The organism is Pantoea sp. MHSD4 (assembly GCF_021043305.1).
In the GTDB taxonomy this organism is placed as follows: Bacteria; Pseudomonadota; Gammaproteobacteria; order Enterobacterales; family Enterobacteriaceae; genus Pantoea; species Pantoea eucalypti.
Genome location: NZ_JAJNDH010000006.1, coordinates 212752 through 234779, shown reverse-complemented (window position 1 = coordinate 234779; position 22028 = coordinate 212752). Strand labels below are relative to the sequence as shown.

Genomic DNA, 22028 nt, shown 5'->3' with positions numbered 1-22028 from the left:
ACTCTATGAGTTTATTATGACATTTAATTTAAAACGTTTGGCCTTACTTAACGGAGAACCATTAAGCCTTTGGCTTCTTCACGCCGTACTTGGAGCGAGCCTGCTTACGGTCTTTAACACCTGAGCAGTCAAGCGCGCCACGAACGGTGTGGTAACGCACACCTGGCAGGTCTTTTACACGACCGCCACGGATCAGGATCACGGAGTGTTCCTGCAGGTTATGACCTTCACCACCAATGTAGGAGGTAACTTCAAAACCGTTGGTCAAACGCACACGGCAGACTTTACGCAGTGCGGAGTTTGGTTTCTTAGGAGTGGTGGTGTACACACGAGTACAAACGCCACGTTTTTGCGGGCAAGCTTCCAGCGCCGGCACGTTGCTCTTTGCAACTTTGCGGACGCGTGGTTTGCGAACCAGCTGGTTAACTGTTGCCATTAAATAGCTCCTGGATTTGCTTTTGCTTCGTAAACACGTAATAAATCGCCTCGTAGAATTACGAGGAGGCAGAATTTTAGGGCTGAGTCAAAGGGGTGTCAAGAAATAACCAGGTTTTAGCCGATTACCACACGATTTGTTGCTGATGCCTGATCGTTAGCGTGACAAAGCCATTATAGTCTATTGACTGTACGCTGCTCGAAATTTGTCCAGCGAGACCGCGAGCCTGAACATCTTCGTCCAGCACCCACAGCGTCAGGCCGCTCTCTGAGAGCCGCATTAATGCACGGCTTCCGGTTAAGGCGGCCAGCACTCCATCCTGCAACAGCAGCAGGTCATCTCCGGCGCCCGCCATTAAAAGCAGAGTATCAAGATCACTGTAGGCCGGTGAGTGCATTAAAGTGTGCAGCATTAACGTCTCTTAGAAAGTAAGAATGCGATCGTAGCTGGCCAGCATCTGCCGCAGTGCCGGCGCGTCCAGCAGGGTAACATCCAGCAACCGGTCAGCGTCAACCTTTAACCCTCGCGCAATCAGGGAGTCCTGGCAGAGATAGCACTGTTCAATGTCATACAGCGGCAGCACGCCAAAGGTCGCGGCATAGTGACGGCTCTTAATCGTCTCTGGTTGCTGATGAAGATTAAGCTGCAATACGCCATCACCAATAAAAAACAGGCCGATATCGTCACTGAGCGCGCCCGTGGCCAGCGCGGCATCCAGCCCTTCGCGCCCTGCACTGCTGCCGTGCGGCGCACGGGTAAAAACAAATGCGACACGATTCATCAGAACTGCACCATGCGTTCACAGCTCAGCGCGGCTTCCGCCAGCGCACCCAACCCACTCAGGGTAAAACCCGGCTGCAGGTTACTGCCCGCCAGCTGGAGCCGGTCCGCTTCCTGCGAATCGCTGACGCCGCGACGCAGCGCGGCCGCGACACAGATGTTCAATGCCACACCGTGCTCCTGATGCAAGGCCTGCCACGCACGTACAAGGTCAAATTCATCACTGGCAGGCGCGGTGAGCTGATTAGCATTCAGCACCCCTTCGCGATAGAAGAACACGCTGTCGAGTTGATGGCCCGCCGTCAGCAGTGCACGGGCGAACAGGTATGCACTGGTCGCCTGTTGCGTCCCATAAGCCGGGCCGGTCACCATCAGGGTGTAGCGCATTACCGATCCTGTCCCACAAAGTCGCCATTTTTAAACTGACGGATGTAGAGATAGACAGTGTGTTTCGAAATGTTCAGCCGATCCGCAACCTGGTTGATGGCATCTTTGATGTCGAAGATCCCCTTCTCATACAGGTTCAGCACAATCTGACGATTCTTGGCGTTGTTCGATACATTGCGGTCAGCACTCACCTCTTCAATGGTGAACTCCAGCGTCTGCATCACCAGATCATCAACCGAACTGGCGAAGTTGACATTGGAGTCAACCTGCTGCATCTCGGGTGGCATAAAGGTCGACATGATTTGTGAAAACGGCACATCAAGGTTCATGTTGATGCAGAGCAGGCCAATGACCCGTTGCTGACGGTTGCGAATCGCAATGGTGACAGACTTCATCAGCACGCCGCTTTTGGCGCGCGTAAAATAGGCACGGGAGACATTGCTGTCCGCGCCATGCATGTCGTGCAGCATACGCAGGGCTAAATCAGTGATAGGCGAACCGACTTTACGACCGGTGTGTTCTCCATTGGCGATACGTACGGCCGAACACTTAAGATCTTCAAGCGAATGCAGGACAATTTCACAATGCGAGCCGATCAGCATCGCCAGGCCATCCACGACAGCCTCGTACGATTTCAGAATATCGTAATCGGATTGTTCGAACGGGCGCTGCTCCAGAAGATCGAAGTCGCTCAGTTCACCCGGATTGAATGGATTAGACATTGAAGAGTATCACCCTGAATGGCTGGAGCCTGTCACAGCGGCTTATGGGCAGACTCAATATTGGGATAATTAGGCAGGCATTAGTCTGGCAAATGTCGTCGGCTTATGCCAGAGGTTTGTCGTGAAGCTAAAATGAAACCGCCGCACGGAGGCGGCGGTCAGCAGATTACTGCGCTTTTTCTGCCGCAGCAGGCGCAGGCGCCTGTGCTTTTTCATCTGCTTTAGGCGCTGGTTTGATATCAAGCAGTTCAACATCAAATACCAGGGTGGAGTTAGCCGGGATGCCCGGAACGCCATTTTTGCCGTAAGCCAGATTTGGTGGGATCACCAGCTTGATCTTGCCGCCTTTCTTCACATGCTTCAGACCTTCGGTCCAGCCTGGGATAACACCATCCAGACGGAACGAGAGTGGCTCACCACGGGTATAAGAGTTGTCGAATTCAGTACCATCAATCAGCGTACCTTTGTAGTTCACCACTACGGTATCGCTGTCTTTAGGTGCGTCGCCGGTCCCTTCTTTCTCAACTTTATACAGCAGGCCGCTTTCGGTTTTCTTCACGCCACTCTCTTTAGCAAATTTGGTCGCGAACGCTTCACCCTTTTCAGAGTTCTCTTTCGCATCTTTTTCCATTTTCGCTGAGGCTGCGCCTTTCACGCGGCCTTCAAAGGATTGCAGCGTCTGCTCAATCTCTTCATCAGACAGTTTGCTCTTACCACCAAATGCATCCTGAACACCAGCAATCAGCTGCTGCTTATCCAGTTTGATGCCCAGTTTTTCCTGCTCCTTCAGGGAGTTGTCCATGTAGCGACCCAGTGAAGCACCCAGTGCGTAGGCAGACTGCTGGTCTTCATCTTTGAAAGCAGCATTCTTAGGTGCCTGTGGCGCGGACTGTGGCGCAGCAGCGGGTGCAGCCTGTGGGGCCGCAGCGGTATCTGCCGCCATTGCCAGCGGAGCATTCAGTGCAACAGCCATGGTGGTAGCTAACAATGTGACTTTAAACAGTGATTTCATCCATTCTCCAAAACCGAAGCGTCTAACCTCGGGAAACATTGCGGACTTCAGGGTCCACACTATAACTTTACGTGGCAGTGGCGAACACTCCCACAATGTAATTACCCGGTCTACCTCCGACCTTTATAACATCGGGAAGTTTCATCAGAGATGATGCCGCGCAGCCTTTTTTCAAGCGCAACGCTGGAGGTAGTGAAAAAAACAGGTGATTCCTGGCATTCAGGTCGTAGAATCACGCCCCGAGTCGCACCTTAACAGAGGAACAGGTCATGCAACAATCTGAGTGGGAACAGCGTCTGGAGACGTTAGAGAGTAAACTGGCCTTTCAGGAGATGACGATCGATCAGCTAAACAGCGCAGTGGTTCAGCATGAGCTTGAGATGAATAAAATGCGTGAACAGATGCGCATTTTAACTGACAAGCTCAAAGCGAATGCGCCCTCGATGGTCGCCTCACAGTCTGAAGAGACGCCGCCCCCGCACTACTGATCGCGGGCCATCTGGCCCCGGTTCAGCCGGGCTGAACCAGAGTAACGACCAAAAGAAAGGCCACCCGGAGGTGGCCTTTAAAGGACTGTTGAGACTTAGTGGCTGCAACCGCAACCGCCAGTTCCGCAACCGCCTTTACCGTGATCATGGTCGTGGTCGTGATCATGGCCGTGATCGTGGTCATGATGATGGCCATCTGCACCGTGAACATGGCCATGAGCCAGTTCTTCTGGTGTGGCTTCACGGATAGCAACCACTTCAACGTTGAAGTTCAGGTTCTGACCCGCCAGCATGTGGTTACCATCAACCACGACGTGTTCATCTTCAACTTCAGTGATTTCTACTGGCACCGGACCCTGATCGGTCTCTGCCAGGAAACGCATGCCAACCTGCAGTTCATCAACACCCATGAACACGTCTTTAGGAACGCGCTGCACCAGGTTGTCGTCATACTGACCGTAAGCATCGTTTGCCGGGATATGCACGTCAAACTTGTCGCCGGCAATGTGGTTTTCCAGCGCATTTTCCAGACCAGAAATCAGGGAACCATGACCGTGCAGGTAGTCTAACGGTGCACTCACCGGTGACTCGTCAACTAACACGCCGTCTTCTGTACGTACCTGATAGGCCAGGCTTACCACCAGGTCTTTTGCTACTTTCATGATATCTCCTAACCGTTGAGAGCTGAGATCCCGTCTCATTGGTCTATTCTTGCGTGCAATAACACCAACCAGAAAGGTTCGGGGCTGAGTACAAGAGGGATTTCACATTCTCTTGCGACTTAAGCCTTAATGGCGGTAATTGTAACGGAATTCAATCCCGCTGTAAGTTCAAGCGTAAAAAAAGCTGCCCGATTCCGCTACTCAGGATGGAAAATGCCAATAACCTGTTCATTTGAGCGAACCTGATCGCGCGCCTGCTTATCCGCCTCGCGCATCTGATGACCACACTTCACGCACTCCACCACATCAACATTATTTTCACGCCACATCGCCAGCGTGTCCTTTTCCTGACAGTGCGGGCATGTCGCACCGGCAATAAAACGTTTACGCATTAGCTTCTGCCTGTTTTAAGAGATTATTGGTCATCGTCCCAGCCGTCGAACTGCCGCTTCTCGTGCTGCATTTCGCGCTGGAAGATATCTTCCAGTTCACGTCGTGCTTCACGGACTCGTGAAGCCTGCGCCGCACTTTCAGAGAGATTGGGCATCAGCTCACGCAACATCCGCATATCAAGCCGGCGGAAATGTTGCTGGGCGCGGTGCGCCTGATGCGGATGCATTCCCAGCGTCATCAATGTTTTACGTCCCAGCTCCAGCGCACTGGAGAACGTCTCACGCGAGAACTGCGTGACGCCTGCCTGTAACAGCTCATGGGCCTCGACGCGGCCACGGGCGCGCGCCTGAATCTGCAGCTGCGGAAAATGCTGCTGGCACAGATGCACGATCGTCATCACATCTTCCGGTTCATTGCAGGTGATGACAATTGACTGCGCGTTGGCTGCACCGGCTGCCCGAAGTAACTCCAGTTCGGTAGCATCGCCGTAATAGACCTTATAGCCATATTTCCGCATCAGACTTACCACACTGATGTCGCGCTCCAGCACGGTGATGCGTTTATTGTTCGCCATCAACAAGCGTCCCACCACCTGACCGAAGCGACCAAAGCCCACCACAATCACCTGTGGCTGATCATCTTCAACAAAGTGTTTTTCTGCATCTTCATCCGTCTCGTTGAAGCGGCGTGCCAGCAGACGATCGACTCCCTTCATCAGCAGCGGCGTGGTCATCATCGACAGCGTCACCGTCACCAGCAGCATCGGCAGTTGCTCGCCTGAGAAGAGCTTTGCCGAGGATGCCGCTGAAAATAGCACAAAGGCGAACTCACCACCCTGACTCAGCACACCCGCGAACTGCTGTCGCTCTGAACTGCGCAGGCCATAAATGCGCGCCAGCACATAGAGCACCCCTGTTTTCACCGCCACCAGCGTCACCACACCCAGCAGGATGGTCACAATATGGGTATAGAGCACACCGAGATTGAGCGCCATGCCTACCGAAATAAAGAACAGGCCCAGCAGTAAACCTTTGAACGGGTCGATAGCCACTTCCAGCTCATGGCGGTATTCACTCTCCGCCAGCAGGATCCCGGCAATAAACGTACCCAGCGCCATCGACAGGCCCAGCGCATCCATAAACAGCGCGGAACCCAGCACCAGCAGCAGCGACGCCGCGGTAAAGACCTCGCGCACGCCCGATGCGGCGATGTAACGGAAGATTGGCCGCAGCAGATAGCGTCCGCCTACCAGCATGCCGGCAAACGCCAGCACTTTCATGCCAACCTTCATCCAGTCGATATGGCCGCTGTCGGTCCCGGCCAGCAGCGGGATCAGCGCCAGGGCAGGAATAACCGCGATATCCTGGAACAGCAGCACCGAAAAACCCAGCTGACCCGCTTCGCTGCGGTTCATGCCTTTATCCATCATCAGCTGCAGCGCCATGGCGGTCGAGGACATCGCCAGGCCAATCCCGCCGATGATCGCCGCCTGCCAGCTAAAATGGGTCAGCCACAATAAGCCGCCGAGAATGGCTGCGGAGAAGATGACCTGCGCCGCGCCGACCCCAAAAATGGAGCGGCGCAGCGCCCACAGCTTTGCCGGGTTCAGCTCCAGCCCGATAATAAACATCAGGAAAACCACGCCGAGCTCAGAGAAGTGAAGAATCTCGTCGACGTCGCTGATAAAACCTAATCCCCACGGGCCGATGGCGATACCCGCCACCAGATAACCCAGAACTGCACCAATACCGAGGCGAGCCGCCACCGGTACAATCAAGACCGCCGCGACCAGATAAATCACCCCCGCGGTCAGCAGCGTTTGCCCTTCCATCTATACCCCTCCATTCAGCAGCGGTGCCGCGAGCCAGTCACCATAAGCGCGGGCGTAATTTTTCAATAATTCAGGACTCTGACGACGTGCCATGTAAACAATCATCGGCGGCATCCAGTGCATACGGCACATCCGGGCGGTCAGCTCAAAAGGCCGCATAATGTCATTGAGCGAATAGCGGTTCAGACCCTGCTGCTTAAAGGCACTTTCCGGTTCGCCGGTCGTCACCACGCTGCGCCAGTATTTACCTTCAAGTGCATTGCCATCCACGCCATTGGCGAAGCCGCGGGACAGAACCCGATCCAGCCACTCTTTCAGCAATGCCGGACAGCTGTAGGTATAGAGCGGATGCTGAAAAATGATCACGTCATGTTCGCGCAGTAACTGTTGTTCATGATGAATATCGATAAAAAAATCCGGATAGGCCGCGTACAGATCGTGCACGGTGACGTGTTCCAGTGCCTGAGCCGGCTGTAACAAAATCCGATTCGCGATCGAATCCTGTGATTCCGGATGAGCATAAAGCAGCAAAACCCTGGGTGGCTGCGACATCCTTTCCCTCCAAAGCGTCGTCATTGGTGCGGTTTTCAGCTACCATGCACGACGCAGCAAAATCTCATTATGTTGCCAGTAAATTAACATATTCTGACGATACGGCGCTTACATGATTGTCTTCTCAGCCTTACAAATTCGCCGCGGCATCCGCGTCCTGCTCGACAATGCCACCGCCACCATTAATCCCGGTCAGAAGGTCGGGCTGGTGGGTAAAAACGGCTGTGGGAAATCCACGCTGCTGTCGCTGTTAAAAGGTGAAATCACCAGCGATGCCGGCACCGTCACGTTCCCCGCTCACTGGGCGCTGGCCTGGGTGAATCAGGAAACGCCAGCGCTGGATAAAGCCGCGCTGGAGTACGTGATTGATGGCGATCGCCAGTTTCGTCAGCTTGAAGCCGAGCTGGCGGACGCCAATCTGCGTGACGATGGCAATGCCATTGCGCTGCTGCATGGCCAGCTGGACGCGGTGCAGGCGTGGAGCATTCATGCGCGCGCCTCAAGCCTGTTGCACGGCCTGGGCTTCAGTCAGGAGCAGTTGCAACGGCCGGTCAGCGACTTTTCTGGTGGCTGGCGCATGCGCCTCAATCTGGCACAGGCGCTGATTTGCCGTTCCGATCTGCTGTTGCTGGATGAACCGACCAACCACCTCGATCTCGATGCGGTGATCTGGCTGGAGCGCTGGCTGAAAAGTTATGAAGGCACACTGATCCTAATCTCGCACGATCGTGACTTCCTCGATCCGGTCATCGACAAAATTATTCATATCGAACAGGAGTCGATGTTCGAATATACCGGCAACTACAGCTCCTTTGAACGGCAGCGCGTCGCCAAGCTGGCTCAGCAGCAGGCGCTGTATGAGAGTCAGCAGGAGAAAGTCGCGCATTTGCACAGCTACATTGATCGCTTCCGCGCCCAGGCGACCAAGGCGAAGCAGGCACAGAGCCGCATCAAGATGCTGGAGCGCATGGAGATGATTGCGCCCGCCCATGTTGATAATCCATTCAGCTTCACCTTCCGCAAGCCGGAAAACCTGCCTAATCCCCTGATGAAGATGGAGAAGGTCACCGCAGGTTATGGCGATCGCATCATTCTCGACGCGATCAAGCTCAACCTGGTGCCAGGCTCACGCATCGGCCTGCTGGGACGTAACGGAGCCGGTAAATCCACCCTGATTAAGCTGCTGGCAGGTGAGCTGGAGGCGATGCATGGCAAGATGGGGCTGGCGAAAGGGATCAAGCTTGGTTACTTCGCCCAGCATCAGCTGGAGTACCTGCGGGCCGATGAGTCACCGCTGCAGCATCTGTCGCGCATTGCGCCTGACGTGCTGGAACAGCAGCTGCGCGACTATCTGGGCGGCTTCGATTTCCGCGGCGACAAAGTCACGGAGAACACTGAGCGCTTCTCCGGCGGTGAGAAAGCGCGACTGGTGCTGGCGCTGATTGTCTGGCAACGCCCTAACCTGCTGTTGCTCGATGAACCAACTAACCACCTGGATCTTGATATGCGCCAGGCGCTGACCGAAGCGCTGATCGACTTCGAAGGTGCACTGGTGGTGGTCTCGCATGACCGTCACCTGCTGCGCGCGACCACGGACGATCTCTATCTGGTGCATGATGGCAAAGTGGATGTGTTTGAGGGCGACCTCGAAGATTATCAGCAGTGGCTGAGCGATCTGCAGAAACAGCAGGCGCAACAGGATGCCGCGCCGAAACTGGATAACGGTAACAGCGCCCAGGCGCGTAAAGATCAAAAGCGCCGTGATGCCGAACTGCGCACTCAGACCCAGCCGCTGCGCAAAGAGATAGAGAAGCTGGAAAAGCAGATGAGCAAATGGCAGAGCCAGCTGGCCGATGCCGAAGCGCAGCTCGCAGACAGTGCGATTTATGATCAGAGCCGAAAAGCGGACCTGACCACTGCACTCAAGCGGCAGGCGGAAAGTAAATCTGCGCTGGAAGAGGTTGAGATGGCGTGGCTGGAAGCCCAGGAACAGCTCGAACAGATTATGGCCTCATAAAAAATCTCCCCGCTTGCGGGGAGATGCTTTTTAACGGGGTTTGTCGCCCAGTACCGTTGCCCGCTGCATGATCCGACGGGCCGGATAATAGTCGGCATTGGCATAATGCTGCGTGACCCGATTATCCCAGATAGCCAGATCGTCTGGCTGCCAGCGCCAGCGCACCTGAAACTCCGGTTTGGTGGCGTGCGCAAACAGGAAGCCCAGCACCGCATCACTCTCCTTCTCGCTTAAATCCAGGATCCGCGTGGTAAAGCCTTCATTCACAAACAGCGCTTTTTTGCCGCTGACCGGATGCGTGCGGATTACCGGATGCTGCACGAGTGGATGTTTTGCCACCGCCTGCTGCCAGCGCAGATGTTCTTCCTCCGTTTTGCGGTACTTATACTCCTGGAATGATTTTTTAAAATCATGCTCGGCGCGGAGACCCTCCAGCAACTGCTTAAAAGGCACTGACAGCGCCTCGTAAGCGGCGATGCCACTGGTCCAGAGCGTGTCACCGCCCGCTTCCGGTAAGACTTTGGATGCCAGCAGCGCGACAGCCGGTGGTGTTTCGATAAAGGTGACATCGGTGTGCCAGTTGTCATTATCCGGCGGATTATCCTGATGGGTATCGAGCACGATAATCTCTTCGACGCCCTCCGCATGGGGATAGACCGGATGGATATGCAGGTCGCCAAAACGGATTGCCAGTGCGCGATGCTGTTCCGGCGTTATTTTCTGGTCCCGCAGAAACAGCACCTGATGACGCAGCAAGCCATGATACAGCTGCTCAAACTGCGCATCACTCAATGGCCGTGAGACATCCAGGTTTGAGACCTGCGCGCCTATGTAAGGGCCAAGCGGGGTAAAACTCAGACGTTCATTCATGATTGTTCTCCACTCCAGGGCGTCAGACGGCGCTGCAACGCACGAAGCCCGAGTTCTAAGCTAAAAGCGATAAAAGCAATCACGGCGATACCCGCCAGCACCACATCGGTGGCGAGGAATTCTCCCGCAGACTGCACCATAAAACCGAGGCCACGCGTGGCGGCAATCAGCTCCGCCGCCACCAGCGTTGACCAGCCCACCCCGAGCCCAATGCGCAGGCCGGTCAGAATCTCCGGCAGCGCGCCCGGCAGAATCACCCAGCGCAGCAGCTGCCAGCGGTTAGCTCCCAGCGAGCGCGCCGCACGAATCCGTACCTGCTGGGTGTTACGCACCCCGGCCAGCGTGGAGAGCGTCACCGGCGCGAAGATGGCCAGGCTGATCAGCAGGATTTTCGACGTCTCACCAATGCCAAACCAGATCACCATCAGCGGCAGATAGGCAAGTGGCGGAATCGGGCGATAAAGCTCAATAAGCGGATCAAGCAGACCGCGAGCTACCGGGCTGAGGCCCATCAGAATCCCCACCGGAATGCCGATGACGGCAGCCGCGGTCAGCGCAATCAGCATCCGCGTCAGGCTGGCGGCCAGATGCTGCCACAGCGTGGCATCCATAAAGCCCTGGGCGCTGGCAATCAGCAGCAGCTTGCTGAACACCTGCTGTGGCGACGGCAGGAACAGCGGAGCAATCAGGCCCAGCGCGGTCACGCCCCACCAGAGCAGCAACAGCAGAGAGAGACTCAGCATGCTCAGCGTGAACGTGGTTGAAAATGGCCAGCGCAAACGACGGCGCACCGGCAGAGACTTGTCGTGGATTAACGCGCTCATGCAAACGCCTCCCGCTGGTCAAATACGCGGCTCAGCACATATTCGCGCTGGGCGATAAACTGCGGATCGGATTTTATGCTGCGGCACGACTCACCTGCGGCAAAGCGCTGACCAAAGCCGGGCCGCAAGCGTTCCACGATGCGGCCGGGTCCTGGCGACAGCAGAATCAGTTCGCTGGCCAGGAAAATAGCCTCTTCTATATCGTGCGTAATCAGCAGGATCTGTTTACCGCTGTCGCGCCACAGCGTCAGCAGCAGGGTCTGCATCTGCTCGCGGGTAAAGGCATCCAGTGCGCCAAATGGCTCGTCAAGCAGCAGCAGTTGCGGATCGGTCGCCAGCGCGCGTGCAATGCCGACCCGCTGCCGCTGACCGCCTGACAACTGCCAGATGGCGCGCTTCTCCGCCCCTTCCAGCCCCACCTGCCTGATGAGCTTCCGTGCGATGGCCTCGCGCGCCGGACGCGACATCCCCGCCAGCTGCAGACCAAAGGCAACGTTATCCAGCACGTTACGCCATGGCAGTAAGCCTTCATGCTGAAACACCACGCCGCGCTCCGCACCAGGCCCCGTCACTGGCTGTTTATCCAGCGTGATGCTGCCCGACTCCACCGGCAGAAATCCGGCAACCAGATTAAGCAGCGTGGTTTTGCCGCAGCCGGAGGGGCCGAGCACCACCAGCAGTTCATGGCTATCCAGCTGCAGATTGATATCCTGCAACGCCGGTTGTCCGGCATAACGGGCATGAAGATGAGCGATACGCAGCATCGTGCCTCCTTAGGGTTTAACTAATGGTGCGACGAAACGGGAGGTCACATAGCTGCTGTAGTCGTTATCCGCCTGCGGCACCCGGCCCTGTGCTTTCAGAAACTGCGCAGTATCGACGATCGCTTTATTGACCGGTTTGCCCAGCTGCTCAACCTGCTGCTGCGCCGTGAGGTAGGTATTGCCCTTCACCAGATCCGGCACCTGCGCTTCCGGCACACCGCTAAGGCGGGAGAGTTTGCTGAGATTATCGGGCTGCTTCAGCCAGCTATCGGGGCTGTTAAGATAGGCCTGCTGGGCATCAAGCGCGCTGCGGGCAAATGCGGTCACGATCTCCGGATGCTGCTCAGCGAAATCTTTGCGGACCACCCAGACATCCAGCGTCGGCGATCCCCAGCTCCCCACTGCCGCCGAGTCGGTCAGCACTTTGCCCTGTTTTTCCAGTTCATTCACCGCAGGCGCCCAGACGTAAGCGCCATCAATGTCGCCACGCTGCCACGCCGCGATAATCGCAGGCGGCTGCAGATTAACCAGCTGTACCTGCGACGGCTTGATGCCCCAGTGTTTCAGTGCAGCAAGCAGGCTGTAGTGGGTGGTAGAGATGAACGGCACCGCGATGCGCTTGCCGATGAGATCGCTGGGAGTGATGATGTTCTTCTTTACCACCAGCGCTTCAGAGTTGCCCAGCTGTGAGGCAAGCAGAAAGGCTTCGATTGGCAGCTTTTGCGCCGCTGCGACCGCTAACGGACTGGAGCCGATATTGCCAATCTGGACGTCGCCGGACGCCAGCGCGCGCAATACGCCTGCACCGCTGTCAAACTTACGCCAGTCGACGCTGGCCCCGCTTTCTTTGGCAAAACTGTCATCAGCCTGTGCCACTTTCGCCGGTTCGGCAGAGGTCTGGTACGCAACGGTGACATTGACTGCATCAGCCCGAAACGCCAGCAGCGCCATCGCTGCGGCTAAGAAAGTTAAACGTGTTGCTGCCATGATCACTACCCCACCGGTTTTATCGTGGAGGCAGTGTCTCTGCACGCAATAGTTTCATAAAGGAATTAAAAATTATCCCTAATAGAAATAAGTTCTTAGATCACTATCTGCAAAACTAAGCTGAAAATCGCAAATGCTGAAAATAGCTAAAGTAAGCAAAAATGTCAGGCGCTCACATTGTGCCTGTGTTATTGATATGCGTTCCCAATTATTACCTGTTAAGGTCTTTAAATCCGATGTCGATCGAGAAAGTCGCTCAGCTGGCTGGCGTTTCCAAAGCCACGGTATCGCGGGTTCTCAACGCGCATCCCGGCGTAAAGCCCGATACGCGTGAGAAAGTTCTGGCGGCAATCTCTGCCTGCGACTATCAGCCCAACTTACTGGCACGTCAGCTGCGGACGGCACAAAGCCACATGCTGCTGGTGCTGATCTCGGACATTACCAACCCCTTCTGTTCGCGCGTGGTTCAGGGCATTGAAGCCGAAGCAGAACTGCACGGCTATCACATTCTGCTTTGCAACTCCGCCTCGCAGCTTCAGCGTGAAGCCGCCTATCTTTCGCTGCTGACCGGAAAAGTGGTGGATGGTGTAATAACGATGGATGCCGCATCAGGGTTGCAGGATTTGCAGGCGCTGATCGCCGGGGCGCCCTGGGTGCAATGCTGTGAATTTGATCCGGATATTCCCGCCTCCTCGGTCAGCATTGATCACCTTGAAGCCGCGCGTGACACCATCCATTACCTCGCGGGTAAAGGGCGGAAACGCATTGGGCTGGTCAATGGCGACATGCGTTACCTCTACTCGCATCATCGTGAAAAGGGCTACCGCCAGGCCATTGAGGAGCTGGGCTATGCGTGGTCCGCCGTCTCCTATACCTATGAAATCTCCCCAGAGGCAGGCATTCAGGCGATGAAGGAATTAATGGCATTGCCGGAACCGCCGGATGCGGTGTTTGCGGTTTCAGATGTGCTGGCGATGGGCGTGGTGCATGCGGCGCTGGAAGCGGGTCTGCGCGTGCCGGAAGATCTGGCGGTGGTGGGGTTTGACGGAGTGCCCTTTACCCGCAGCCTGAATCCGCCACTGACTACCATTGAACAGCCGATGAATCAGCTGGGCGCACGCAGCGTACAGCTGCTGCTGCAGAAGATCCGCAACCCGAACGCGCCGGTGATGCGTGAGGTGCTGCCCTGGACGCGCGTTGAACGCGCATCCAGCTGACTCAGTGCCAGATTAATAACACGCAGGCAGCGGTCAGCAGCCCCATGGCGAGGTTAAATATTCTCCAGGCGCGGCGACTGCGCAGAATGCGACCAATCATCGCGCCAAATCCCATCCAGATGACGCCCGACACCAGATTAACCAGAAACATACCGACGCTTATGGCCATCACGGAATGACGATACGCATCACCGGCCAGACTGAAGCTGGCGACCGCGCCCAGCGCCATCAGCCAGGCTTTGGGGTTGATCAGCTGTAGCAGCCCGCCCTGCCAGAACGGCATTGGCGCATCCGGTGCCTGGTCAGTTTCCAGCTTTGCATAGCTGGCGGTGGCTATCTTCCACGCCAGCCAGAGCAGATAGAGGCTACCGGCGATTTTCAGCATCAGATGCAGCGAGGGATAGAGCAGGATCAAACCGCCTACGCCAAAAGCCACCATCAGCAGCATCACCTGCATGCCGATCATGATGCCGATCATCAGCGGAATCGTGCGCAGAAAGCCAAAATTAGCGCCCGAGGCGGTGAGTAACATATTATTGGGGCCTGGCGTAATGGCCGCGACCCACAGAAATCCCAACATTGATAAGAAAAGACTCAGTTCCATGGCAATCGGGTACTCCTTACCCTGCAATAAAAAACTTATCGAAGCTAACAGTGTGATATGGAACAGACAAGCTTTTACCACATGAAATTTACCGGCCCGGAAAACGAGCAGTTCAGACCACCTGACACGCTGCGTAACGCGCATCTGCAGACGATGCTGCCGCGCCTGTTACGTCGCCGTATCACCTTCGCTCCTCACTGGCAGCGTCTCGATCTGCCCGATGGCGATTTCGTCGATCTCGCCTGGAGCGAAGATCCGCAGCTGGCGCAGCATAAACCGCGCGTGGTGCTGTTTCATGGACTGGAGGGCAGCTTTCAGAGTCCCTACATTCATGGCCTGATGGCGATCTGCCGCGCACGTGGCTGGCTGGCAGTAGTAATGCATTTTCGCGGCTGCAGCGGCGAACCTAACCGGCTGAACCGCATCTATCACTCCGGCGAAACTGAAGATGCCCGCTTCTTCCTGCACTGGCTGCGCACCCGCTGGGGTCATGTGCCTACCGCCGCCGTGGGTTTCTCGCTGGGCGGCAACATGCTGGGCTGCCTGCTCGGCCAGCAGGGTGCCGCTGCGGAGGTGGATGCCGCCGTGATTGTCTCCGCCCCGCTGCTGCTGGAACCGTGCAGCGTGAAACTGGAACGCGGCTTCTCGCGCTTCTATCAGTACTACCTGCTGGCGCAGCTCAAGAAAAATGCACGCCGCAAACTGCATGCCTGGCCGGACACCCTGCCGGTTAATCTGGCACAGCTCAAAGCGATGCGGCGACTGCGCGATTTTGATGATGCGATTACAGCCCGCGCCCACGGTTTTGTCGATGCAGCAGATTACTATCATCGTGCCAGCGCCATGCCCTGGCTGAAACACACAGAGAAACCGCTGCTGATCATCCACGCCAAAGACGATCCCTTTATGAGTGATGAGGTGATCCCGCACAGCAGCCAATTATCTGCCACTATTACTTATCAACTGACACCCTACGGCGGCCACGTCGGTTTTGTCGGCGGAACGCTACGCCAGCCTGAAATGTGGCTGGAACAGCGCATCCCGCAGTGGATCGCCCCTTTTCTGGATAACTGATCTTGTGATTATTCCCTGGCAACAGGTCTCACCTGAGACCCTTGAAAATCTGATTGAAACCTTTGTGCTGCGCGAAGGCACAGACTACGGCGAGCAGGAACGCAGCCTGCTGGACAAGGTAGCTGATGTGCGACGCCAGCTGGAAACCGGTGAAGTGGTGCTGGTGTGGTCGGAACTGCATGAATCGGTCAATATCATGCCGCGCAAAGAATTTCGTGGCTGATGCACCCGGCATCATTTCATGATAACAATGCTCATCGCCCGATCTCACAGGGAGCTTTTCTATGTCTGCACGTCATCCCATTATCGCGGTGACCGGTTCCAGCGGTGCAGGAACCACCACCACCAGCCTCGCGTTTCGTAAAATCTTTCAGCAGCTCGATCTTCATGCTGCTGAGCTTGAAGGCGACAGCTTTCACCGCTTTACCCGCCCTGAAATGGATATGGCGATTCGTAAGGCGCGCGATTTAGGACGTCACGTCAGCTACTTTGGCCCGGAAGCCAATGACTTTGGTCTGCTGGAGCAGAGCTTTAAAGAGTATGGTCAAAGCGGACAGGGCCAGTCGCGTAAATATCTGCACACCTACGATGAAGCCGTACCGTGGAATCAGGTGCCCGGCACCTTTACGCCCTGGCAGCCGCTGCCGCAGAACACTGACATTCTGTTCTATGAAGGACTGCACGGCGGCGTGGTGACGGCGCAGCATAACGTGGCGGAACAGGTTGATTTGCTGGTGGGCGTTGTGCCCATTGTTAACCTGGAGTGGATTCAGAAGCTGGTGCGCGACACCGGCGAGCGCGGTCATTCACGCGAAGCAGTGATGGATTCCGTGGTGCGTTCGATGGAAGATTACATCAATTTCATCACGCCACAGTTCTCGCGCACCCACATCAACTTTCAGCGCGTCCCGACCGTCGACACCTCAAACCCGTTCGCTGCCCGCGCCATTCCGTCACTGGATGAGAGCTTTGTGGTGATTCATTTCCAGGCGCTGGAAGATATCGACTTCCCCTACCTGCTGGCGATGCTGCAGGGTTCGTTTATCTCGCACATCAATACGCTGGTCGTGCCCGGCGGCAAAATGGGTCTGGCGATGGAGCTGATCATGGGTCCGCTGGTGAAGCGGCTGATGGAAGGTAAGCGGATAGAGTAAGAGGTCAGCAAAAAAAACGCAGAGAGCAGAGGCCTTTCGCAAAGAGGTAAAACTGGCATTTCTGCGGGGAAAGGCTTACTGCTGAGCTGGCTTCAGGGAGCATACACCTTTCGCAAAGACGCAAAACCGCCATCCCTGGCAGGCTCAGCGCGGGCCATCCCTGGCCCGCTATGCTTTGCTACAGGCATATGCTCCCTTCGCTTCACGTCCGGCAGCCACATCCGTTTTCAGAAAGGTCGCCACTGAAAAAACCTGGTGACAAAGAATCTGACAGCAACACCTAAGCTCAACACGCCGGGAACCGGGTCAGAAGAGGAAAGCGTCCCGCGACTGGGACAAAAACGCCGGGAGCGTTTTTGAACAACGCAAAGCGTTGGCCCGGTATGGGCGCACCTCAGGGATGAGGTGCGTAATAGCGCGGGCACAGTCTTAAAGCGGACTCTCTATGCAGGAACGGCCCGACACCAGACCGACTCCGAATTGGCCCGCGACTTTAAAATGCCCTTCAGCCTGTTACAGCTCAATCACTTCATAGCTATGCGTAATCGTCACGCCTTTACCCAGCATGATGGCCACCGAACAATATTTTTCAGCAGAAAGATCCACCGCGCGTGAGACCGCTTTATCCTGGAGCGCTTTACCACTCACGATAAAATGCAGGTTGATGTGCGTAAAGATTCGCGGCGCCTCTTCACGACGTTCTGAGGTCAGTTTTACTTCACAATCAGCCACATCGTTACGGCCTTTTTGCAGAATTGATACCACGTCAATCGCGCTGCATCCGCCGGCCGCCATCAGCACCATCTCCATTGGGCTGGGCGCTTTATCGCCCGAATTTCCATCCATCAGTATCTGATGGCCGGATGAGGATTCTCCGAGGAATGTCAGTCCTTCTACCCACTTCACTCTTGCCTGCATGATTTTTGCTCCGGAATACGCTGTTTTGTCGCCAGAGTACGCTTTCGCCTGGTAAACAGCAATCCAGAGAAATCCGCCTGTAGCTGAAGCGAGACAACACAAGACAGTCGGCAAAAGCTGTGCTACAAACAGTGCTGAAAATATTTTTCGTCACCCGATGGCGAAGCCGGGAAGAATGATGCGCACTGCGCCTGATGCGGCCCGAATAATTTCCTGAAAGGGAAACGCTTGAAGCTTTCACCGCCTGACAGGGAAAACTGCCCCCTGTATTTTGGGCACGATTACAACAGAGGATAATAGCGAATGGTTCTCGGCAAACCGCAAACAGACCCTACACTCGAATGGTTCCTGTCCCATTGCCATATTCACAAGTATCCATCCAAAAGTACGCTGATTCACCAAGGTGAAAAAGCAGAAACGCTTTACTACATCGTGAAAGGTTCCGTCGCGGTTCTGATTAAAGATGAAGAAGGCAAAGAGATGATTCTTTCCTACCTGAATCAGGGCGATTTCATTGGTGAGCTTGGCCTGTTCGAAGAAGGCCAGGAGCGCAGCGCCTGGGTACGTGCGAAAAGCGCGTGCGAAGTGGCGGAGATTTCTTACAAGAAATTCCGTCAGCTGATTCAGGTTAATCCCGACATCCTGATGCGACTCTCCTCGCAGATGGCGCGTCGCCTGCAGGTCACGTCTGAAAAAGTGGGTAACCTCGCTTTCCTCGACGTCACCGGACGCATTGCACAGACCCTGCTCAACCTGGCGAAGCAGCCAGATGCCATGACGCATCCCGACGGCATGCAAATTAAAATCACTCGTCAGGAAATTGGCCAGATTGTTGGTTGTTCACGCGAAACCGTGGGCCGTATTTTGAAGATGCTGGAAGATCAGAACCTGATCTCCGCACACGGCAAAACCATCGTCGTTTACGGCACCCGCTAATTCCTGTCACCCACGGCGTGATGGCAACATCACGCCGTTATTGTTTGTGTTGGGCCGATGTGGCGTCGAATTATTTACCATCCTGAAGTCAACTACGCCTTGCGGCAAACGCTGGTGCTTTGTCTGCCCGTCGCGCTGGGCTGGCTGGCTGGCGACCTGCAAAAAGGTCTGCTGTTCTCGTTAGTGCCTGCCTGCTGCAATATTGCCGGTCTGGATACCCCGCATAAACGCTTTTTCAAACGCCTGATTGTGGGTGGCAGCCTGTTTGCCCTCGGCAGCTTCCTGATTCAGTGGCTCACACTGCATGCCATTCCGCTACCGCTCATCCTGTTCGCCATGCCCCTGCTGCTCGGCGTGACGGGTGAGATCAGCCCGCTGCATGGTCGTCTGCTGCCCGGCACGCTTATCGCCGCCATTTTTACCCTGAGCCTCATTGGCCGCATGCCCATCTATGTTACCCCGCTGCTCTACATCGGCGGCACGCTCTGGTATGGGCTGTTTAACTGGTTCTGGTTCTGGCTGTGGAAAGAGCAGCCGATGCGCGAAAGCCTCAGCCTGATCTACCGCGAGCTGGCTAACTACTGCGACGCCAAATACACCCTGCTGACGCAGCTGACCGACCCGGAAAAGGCACTGCCGCCGCTGCTGGCGCGTCAGCAGAAAGTGGTCGATCTGATTAACACCTGCTATCAGCAGATGCACATGCTGTCGGCAAGCCGCGATCACAGCCATAAGCGGCTGACGCGCGCCTTTCAGGTGGCGCTGGATCTGCAGGAACACATCTCGGTTAGTCTGCATCGGCCGGAAGAGGTGCAGAAGCTGGTCGAACAGAGCCATGCCGAAGCGGTGATCCGCTGGAATGCCAAAACCATTTCGGCCCGGCTACGGGTGCTGGCGGATAACATCCTTTATCACCAGCTACCCGATCGCTTTGCGATGGACAAACAGCTTGGCGCGCTGGAGAAGATCGCCCATCAGCATCCCGACAATCCGGTGGGTAACTTCTGTCTTTACCACTTCAACCGCATTGCGCGGGTGCTGCGCACGCAGAAACCGCTGTATCAGCGTGATCTGATGGCGGATCGTCAGCGCCGTCTGCCGCTGTTACCGGCGCTGCGCAGTTATCTCTCTTTTCGCTCGTCAGCGCTGCGCACCGCCGGACGCTTTGCGGTAATGCTGATGCTGGGCAGTGCACTGGCGCTGTTCTTCAACATCCCCAAACCTTACTGGATCCTGATGACCATCATGTTCGTCAGCCAGAACGGTTACAGCGCTACGCGTGTTCGCATCCAGCACCGTGCGCTGGGCACCTTTGCCGGTCTGGTGATTGCGGCCGCCACGTTGCGGCTGGCGGTACCGGAGTCGCTGGTGCTGCTGATCATGCTGGCAATAACCTTTATCAGCTATCGCTTTACGCGCCAGTTCTATGGCTGGTCAATGATTGGCTTTACGGTCACGGCGGTTTACTCGCTGCAATTGCTGTCGCTGAATGGCGCGCAGTTTCTGCTGCCGCGACTGATGGATACGCTGATGGGCTGTCTGATCGCCTTTGGCGGAATGCTGTGGCTGTGGCCGCAGTGGCAGAGTGGCTTACTGCGACAGAACGCCCATGATGCGCTGGAAGCCGATCAGGACGCACTGAGATTGTTGCTGTGTAACGAACAGTCACCTGAGAAACTGGCGTATCAGCGCGTGAAGGTGAATCAGGCGCACAATGCGCTGTTTAACTCGCTGAATCAGGCGATGCAGGAACCCGCGTTTAACTCCCGCTATCTGAGTGATATGCGGCTCTGGGTCACGCACAGTCAGTTTATTGTTGAGCACATTAATGCCATAACGATTCTGGCGCGGGAGCACACTATGCTGACCGACTCGCTGGCAGAACGCTATCTGCAATCCTGTGAAATCGCGCTACAGCGGTGTCAGCAGCGGCTGGAATATGATGGTGAAAGCTCACAGGTTAATCTGCTGGATGATCTTGAGAACATCAGTGAGGGACCTGTCACGGTGGTTGAACAGCATGTGCGACGTATTCTTGACCATCTGAGCGTGATGTACACCATCTCCTCACTGGCATGGAACCAGCGACCACAACATGGCCGCTGGCTGATCAGACGCTTACGTAAAAACTAGCCTAGCCGTTAAGCACCTTGCCGACGGCGGTGGCGAAGCGGCGCATGCCCTCTTCGATATCGGCCGGTTCGATAATCAGTGACGGCGCAAAACGCATCACGTCGGTGCCGGCAACCAGCACCATCACGCCCTCAGCGGCGGCGGCATTCAGTATGTCGCGTGACTTCCCGGCATGCTGAGGTTTAAGCGCGGCGCCAATCAGCAACCCCTTGCCGCGAATGTCACTGAACAAGTCATACTTCGCATCAATGGCCTGCAGCGCTGTGACAAAGTGCTCACGCCGCATATCGACACCCGCCAGCACGTCCGGCGTATTGATAATATCCAGCGCCGTTTCAGCGATGGCGCAGGCCAGCGGATTGCCGCCATACGTGGTCCCATGCACGCCTGGTGCCATGGTCGAGGCGATCTCGTTAGTGGTCAGCATGGCGCTGACCGGGAAACCGCCGCCCAGCGCTTTGGCTGAGGTCAGAATATCGGGCTGGACGCCATAATGCTCATAGGCGAACAGTTTGCCGCTGCGTCCCATGCCACTCTGCACTTCATCCAGCACCAGCAGCGCCTGATGTTGATCGCAAAGCTCGCGCAGTCCCTGCATAAATTCCTGCGTCGCGGGCACTACGCCGCCTTCGCCCTGAATCGGTTCAACCACGATGGCGCAGGTGTGGTCGTCGATTACCGCTTTCACTGCATCAAGGTCATTAAACGGCACGTGAACGATATCCGCCGGTTTCGGCCCGAACCCGTCGGAATATTTTGGCTGTCCGCCGACCGTAACGGTAAACAGCGTCCGGCCATGAAAGGCGTTATGGAAGGCGATGATTTTACTTTTAAACGGGCTGTGACGTTTGCAGGCGTAGTAGCGCGCCAGCTTAAACGCGGCTTCGTTGGCTTCGGCACCGGAGTTGGCAAAGAAGACGCGATCGGCAAAGGTCGCCTGGATTAACTTACTGGCAAGGCGCAGCGCCGGTTCGTTGGTGAAGACGTTGCTGGTGTGCCACAGCGTCTCGCCCTGGCTTTTCAGCGTCTCCACCAGCGCAGGATGGCAGTGTCCAAGTGCGGTGACGGCGATACCACCCGAGAAATCGATATACTCTTTGCCCTGCTGATCCCATACACGGCTGCCCTTGCCTTTTACCGGCACGAACTGCGCAGGTGCATAAACAGGCAAAATAACGTTATCGAACGTCTCCCGCGTGACCGCAATTTTTTCCGCTGCCATTGATGACCCCATTTAAATGATTATTGTGCAAACATGAAATAATAA

25 protein-coding genes are annotated in these 22028 nt (G+C 55.9%); 8 read left to right on the top strand and 17 right to left on the bottom strand.

Annotated elements, in window-relative coordinates:
- Positions 1–61: 61 nt before the first annotated feature.
- From rpsL to fkpA, 6 genes are all read right to left on the bottom strand, one after another.
- A complete protein-coding gene (gene rpsL / locus LQK91_RS18130) occupies positions 62–436 on the bottom strand; it encodes a 30S ribosomal protein S12 (RefSeq protein WP_003852912.1) in 375 nt (124 codons plus the stop codon).
- A gap of 124 nt (positions 437–560) precedes the next feature.
- The gene (gene tusB, locus LQK91_RS18125) at positions 561–848 is read right to left on the bottom strand and encodes a sulfurtransferase complex subunit TusB (protein WP_003852914.1); all 288 of its coding nucleotides are present in this window, start codon (positions 846–848) and stop codon (positions 561–563) included.
- 9 nt (positions 849–857) lie between these two features.
- A complete protein-coding gene (gene tusC, locus LQK91_RS18120; protein WP_008926258.1) occupies positions 858–1217 on the bottom strand; it encodes a sulfurtransferase complex subunit TusC in 360 nt (119 codons plus the stop codon).
- Positions 1217–1603 carry a sulfurtransferase complex subunit TusD gene (gene tusD / locus LQK91_RS18115; protein ID WP_008926259.1) on the bottom strand — a complete coding sequence of 129 codons (387 nt, stop codon included), beginning with the start codon at positions 1601–1603 and terminating at the stop codon, positions 1217–1219. Before tusD ends, tusC begins: the two co-directional genes overlap by 1 nt.
- On the bottom strand, positions 1603–2325 hold the full coding sequence (locus tag LQK91_RS18110; protein ID WP_003852919.1) for a helix-turn-helix transcriptional regulator: 723 nt from the start codon (positions 2323–2325) through the stop codon (positions 1603–1605). The genes tusD and LQK91_RS18110 overlap by 1 nt, the downstream gene beginning before the upstream one ends.
- A gap of 166 nt (positions 2326–2491) precedes the next feature.
- Positions 2492–3337 (bottom strand): FKBP-type peptidyl-prolyl cis-trans isomerase, encoded by an 846-nt coding sequence (gene fkpA, locus LQK91_RS18105; RefSeq protein ID WP_003852921.1) that lies wholly within the window; start codon positions 3335–3337, stop codon positions 2492–2494.
- 269 nt (positions 3338–3606) lie between these two features.
- On the opposite strand from fkpA, the gene LQK91_RS18100 reads away from it, so the two are divergent.
- A complete protein-coding gene (locus tag LQK91_RS18100; protein ID WP_003852923.1) occupies positions 3607–3825 on the top strand; it encodes a SlyX family protein in 219 nt (72 codons plus the stop codon).
- Between the two features lie 95 nt (positions 3826–3920).
- On the opposite strand, the gene slyD is transcribed toward LQK91_RS18100, so the two are convergent.
- From slyD to kefG, 4 genes are all read right to left on the bottom strand, one after another.
- Positions 3921–4487, bottom strand: coding sequence for a peptidylprolyl isomerase (gene slyD / locus LQK91_RS18095; RefSeq protein WP_003852924.1), 567 nt, complete (start codon positions 4485–4487; stop codon positions 3921–3923).
- A 197-nt stretch (positions 4488–4684) separates the two neighbouring features.
- The gene (locus tag LQK91_RS18090; RefSeq protein WP_003852926.1) at positions 4685–4879 is read right to left on the bottom strand and encodes a YheV family putative zinc ribbon protein; all 195 of its coding nucleotides are present in this window, start codon (positions 4877–4879) and stop codon (positions 4685–4687) included.
- A gap of 23 nt (positions 4880–4902) precedes the next feature.
- The gene (gene kefB, locus LQK91_RS18085; RefSeq protein WP_003852928.1) at positions 4903–6711 is read right to left on the bottom strand and encodes a glutathione-regulated potassium-efflux system protein KefB; all 1809 of its coding nucleotides are present in this window, start codon (positions 6709–6711) and stop codon (positions 4903–4905) included.
- Positions 6712–7263 carry a glutathione-regulated potassium-efflux system ancillary protein KefG gene (gene kefG / locus LQK91_RS18080; protein WP_003852930.1) on the bottom strand — a complete coding sequence of 184 codons (552 nt, stop codon included), beginning with the start codon at positions 7261–7263 and terminating at the stop codon, positions 6712–6714.
- 112 nt (positions 7264–7375) lie between these two features.
- Here kefG and LQK91_RS18075 point away from each other — a divergent pair, with 112 nt between their 5' ends.
- Positions 7376–9280 carry an ABC transporter ATP-binding protein gene (locus LQK91_RS18075; RefSeq protein WP_003852931.1) on the top strand — a complete coding sequence of 635 codons (1905 nt, stop codon included), beginning with the start codon at positions 7376–7378 and terminating at the stop codon, positions 9278–9280.
- A gap of 30 nt (positions 9281–9310) precedes the next feature.
- Here the strand turns inward: LQK91_RS18075 and tauD are convergent, their stop codons facing one another.
- The 4 genes from tauD to tauA are packed head-to-tail and all read right to left on the bottom strand — an operon-like array spanning position 9311 to position 12725.
- Positions 9311–10150, bottom strand: coding sequence for a taurine dioxygenase (gene tauD, locus LQK91_RS18070; RefSeq protein WP_105099976.1), 840 nt, complete (start codon positions 10148–10150; stop codon positions 9311–9313).
- Positions 10147–10974 (bottom strand): taurine ABC transporter permease TauC, encoded by an 828-nt coding sequence (gene tauC, locus LQK91_RS18065; protein WP_003852935.1) that lies wholly within the window; start codon positions 10972–10974, stop codon positions 10147–10149. The genes tauD and tauC overlap by 4 nt, the downstream gene beginning before the upstream one ends.
- Positions 10971–11738 carry a taurine ABC transporter ATP-binding subunit gene (gene tauB, locus LQK91_RS18060; RefSeq protein ID WP_105099975.1) on the bottom strand — a complete coding sequence of 256 codons (768 nt, stop codon included), beginning with the start codon at positions 11736–11738 and terminating at the stop codon, positions 10971–10973. Before tauB ends, tauC begins: the two co-directional genes overlap by 4 nt.
- A gap of 9 nt (positions 11739–11747) precedes the next feature.
- Complete coding sequence (tauA, locus tag LQK91_RS18055) at positions 11748–12725, bottom strand: taurine ABC transporter substrate-binding protein (RefSeq protein WP_003852939.1); 978 nt, start codon at positions 12723–12725, stop codon at positions 11748–11750.
- Between the two features lie 236 nt (positions 12726–12961).
- Here tauA and LQK91_RS18050 point away from each other — a divergent pair, with 236 nt between their 5' ends.
- Complete coding sequence (locus tag LQK91_RS18050; protein ID WP_105099974.1) at positions 12962–13942, top strand: LacI family DNA-binding transcriptional regulator; 981 nt, start codon at positions 12962–12964, stop codon at positions 13940–13942.
- A 1-nt stretch (position 13943) separates the two neighbouring features.
- Here the strand turns inward: LQK91_RS18050 and LQK91_RS18045 are convergent, their stop codons facing one another.
- The gene (locus tag LQK91_RS18045) at positions 13944–14546 is read right to left on the bottom strand and encodes a LysE family translocator (protein ID WP_003852942.1); all 603 of its coding nucleotides are present in this window, start codon (positions 14544–14546) and stop codon (positions 13944–13946) included.
- A gap of 57 nt (positions 14547–14603) precedes the next feature.
- Here LQK91_RS18045 and LQK91_RS18040 point away from each other — a divergent pair, with 57 nt between their 5' ends.
- From LQK91_RS18040 to LQK91_RS18030, 3 genes are all read left to right on the top strand, one after another.
- On the top strand, positions 14604–15620 hold the full coding sequence (locus LQK91_RS18040) for a hydrolase (RefSeq protein ID WP_008926262.1): 1017 nt from the start codon (positions 14604–14606) through the stop codon (positions 15618–15620).
- A 4-nt stretch (positions 15621–15624) separates the two neighbouring features.
- Positions 15625–15843 carry a YheU family protein gene (locus LQK91_RS18035; protein WP_003852945.1) on the top strand — a complete coding sequence of 73 codons (219 nt, stop codon included), beginning with the start codon at positions 15625–15627 and terminating at the stop codon, positions 15841–15843.
- A gap of 61 nt (positions 15844–15904) precedes the next feature.
- Entirely contained in the window at positions 15905–16774 is an 870-nt protein-coding gene (locus tag LQK91_RS18030) for a phosphoribulokinase (protein ID WP_003852946.1), read from the top strand.
- Positions 16775–17287: 513 nt separating this feature from the next.
- On the opposite strand, the gene LQK91_RS18025 is transcribed toward LQK91_RS18030, so the two are convergent.
- Entirely contained in the window at positions 17288–17692 is a 405-nt protein-coding gene (locus LQK91_RS18025; protein ID WP_003852949.1) for an OsmC family protein, read from the bottom strand.
- Positions 17693–17995: 303 nt separating this feature from the next.
- On the opposite strand from LQK91_RS18025, the gene crp reads away from it, so the two are divergent.
- Both crp and LQK91_RS18015 read left to right on the top strand, forming a co-directional pair.
- Positions 17996–18628, top strand: coding sequence for a cAMP-activated global transcriptional regulator CRP (gene crp / locus LQK91_RS18020; RefSeq protein ID WP_003852956.1), 633 nt, complete (start codon positions 17996–17998; stop codon positions 18626–18628).
- Between the two features lie 57 nt (positions 18629–18685).
- Positions 18686–20761, top strand: a complete 2076-nt coding sequence (locus tag LQK91_RS18015) for a YccS/YhfK family putative transporter (RefSeq protein WP_105099973.1) — start codon at positions 18686–18688, stop codon at positions 20759–20761.
- A gap of 1 nt (position 20762) precedes the next feature.
- On the opposite strand, the gene argD is transcribed toward LQK91_RS18015, so the two are convergent.
- Entirely contained in the window at positions 20763–21983 is a 1221-nt protein-coding gene (gene argD / locus LQK91_RS18010) for a bifunctional acetylornithine/succinyldiaminopimelate transaminase (RefSeq protein ID WP_003852959.1), read from the bottom strand.
- Positions 21984–22028: the final 45 nt, after the last annotated feature.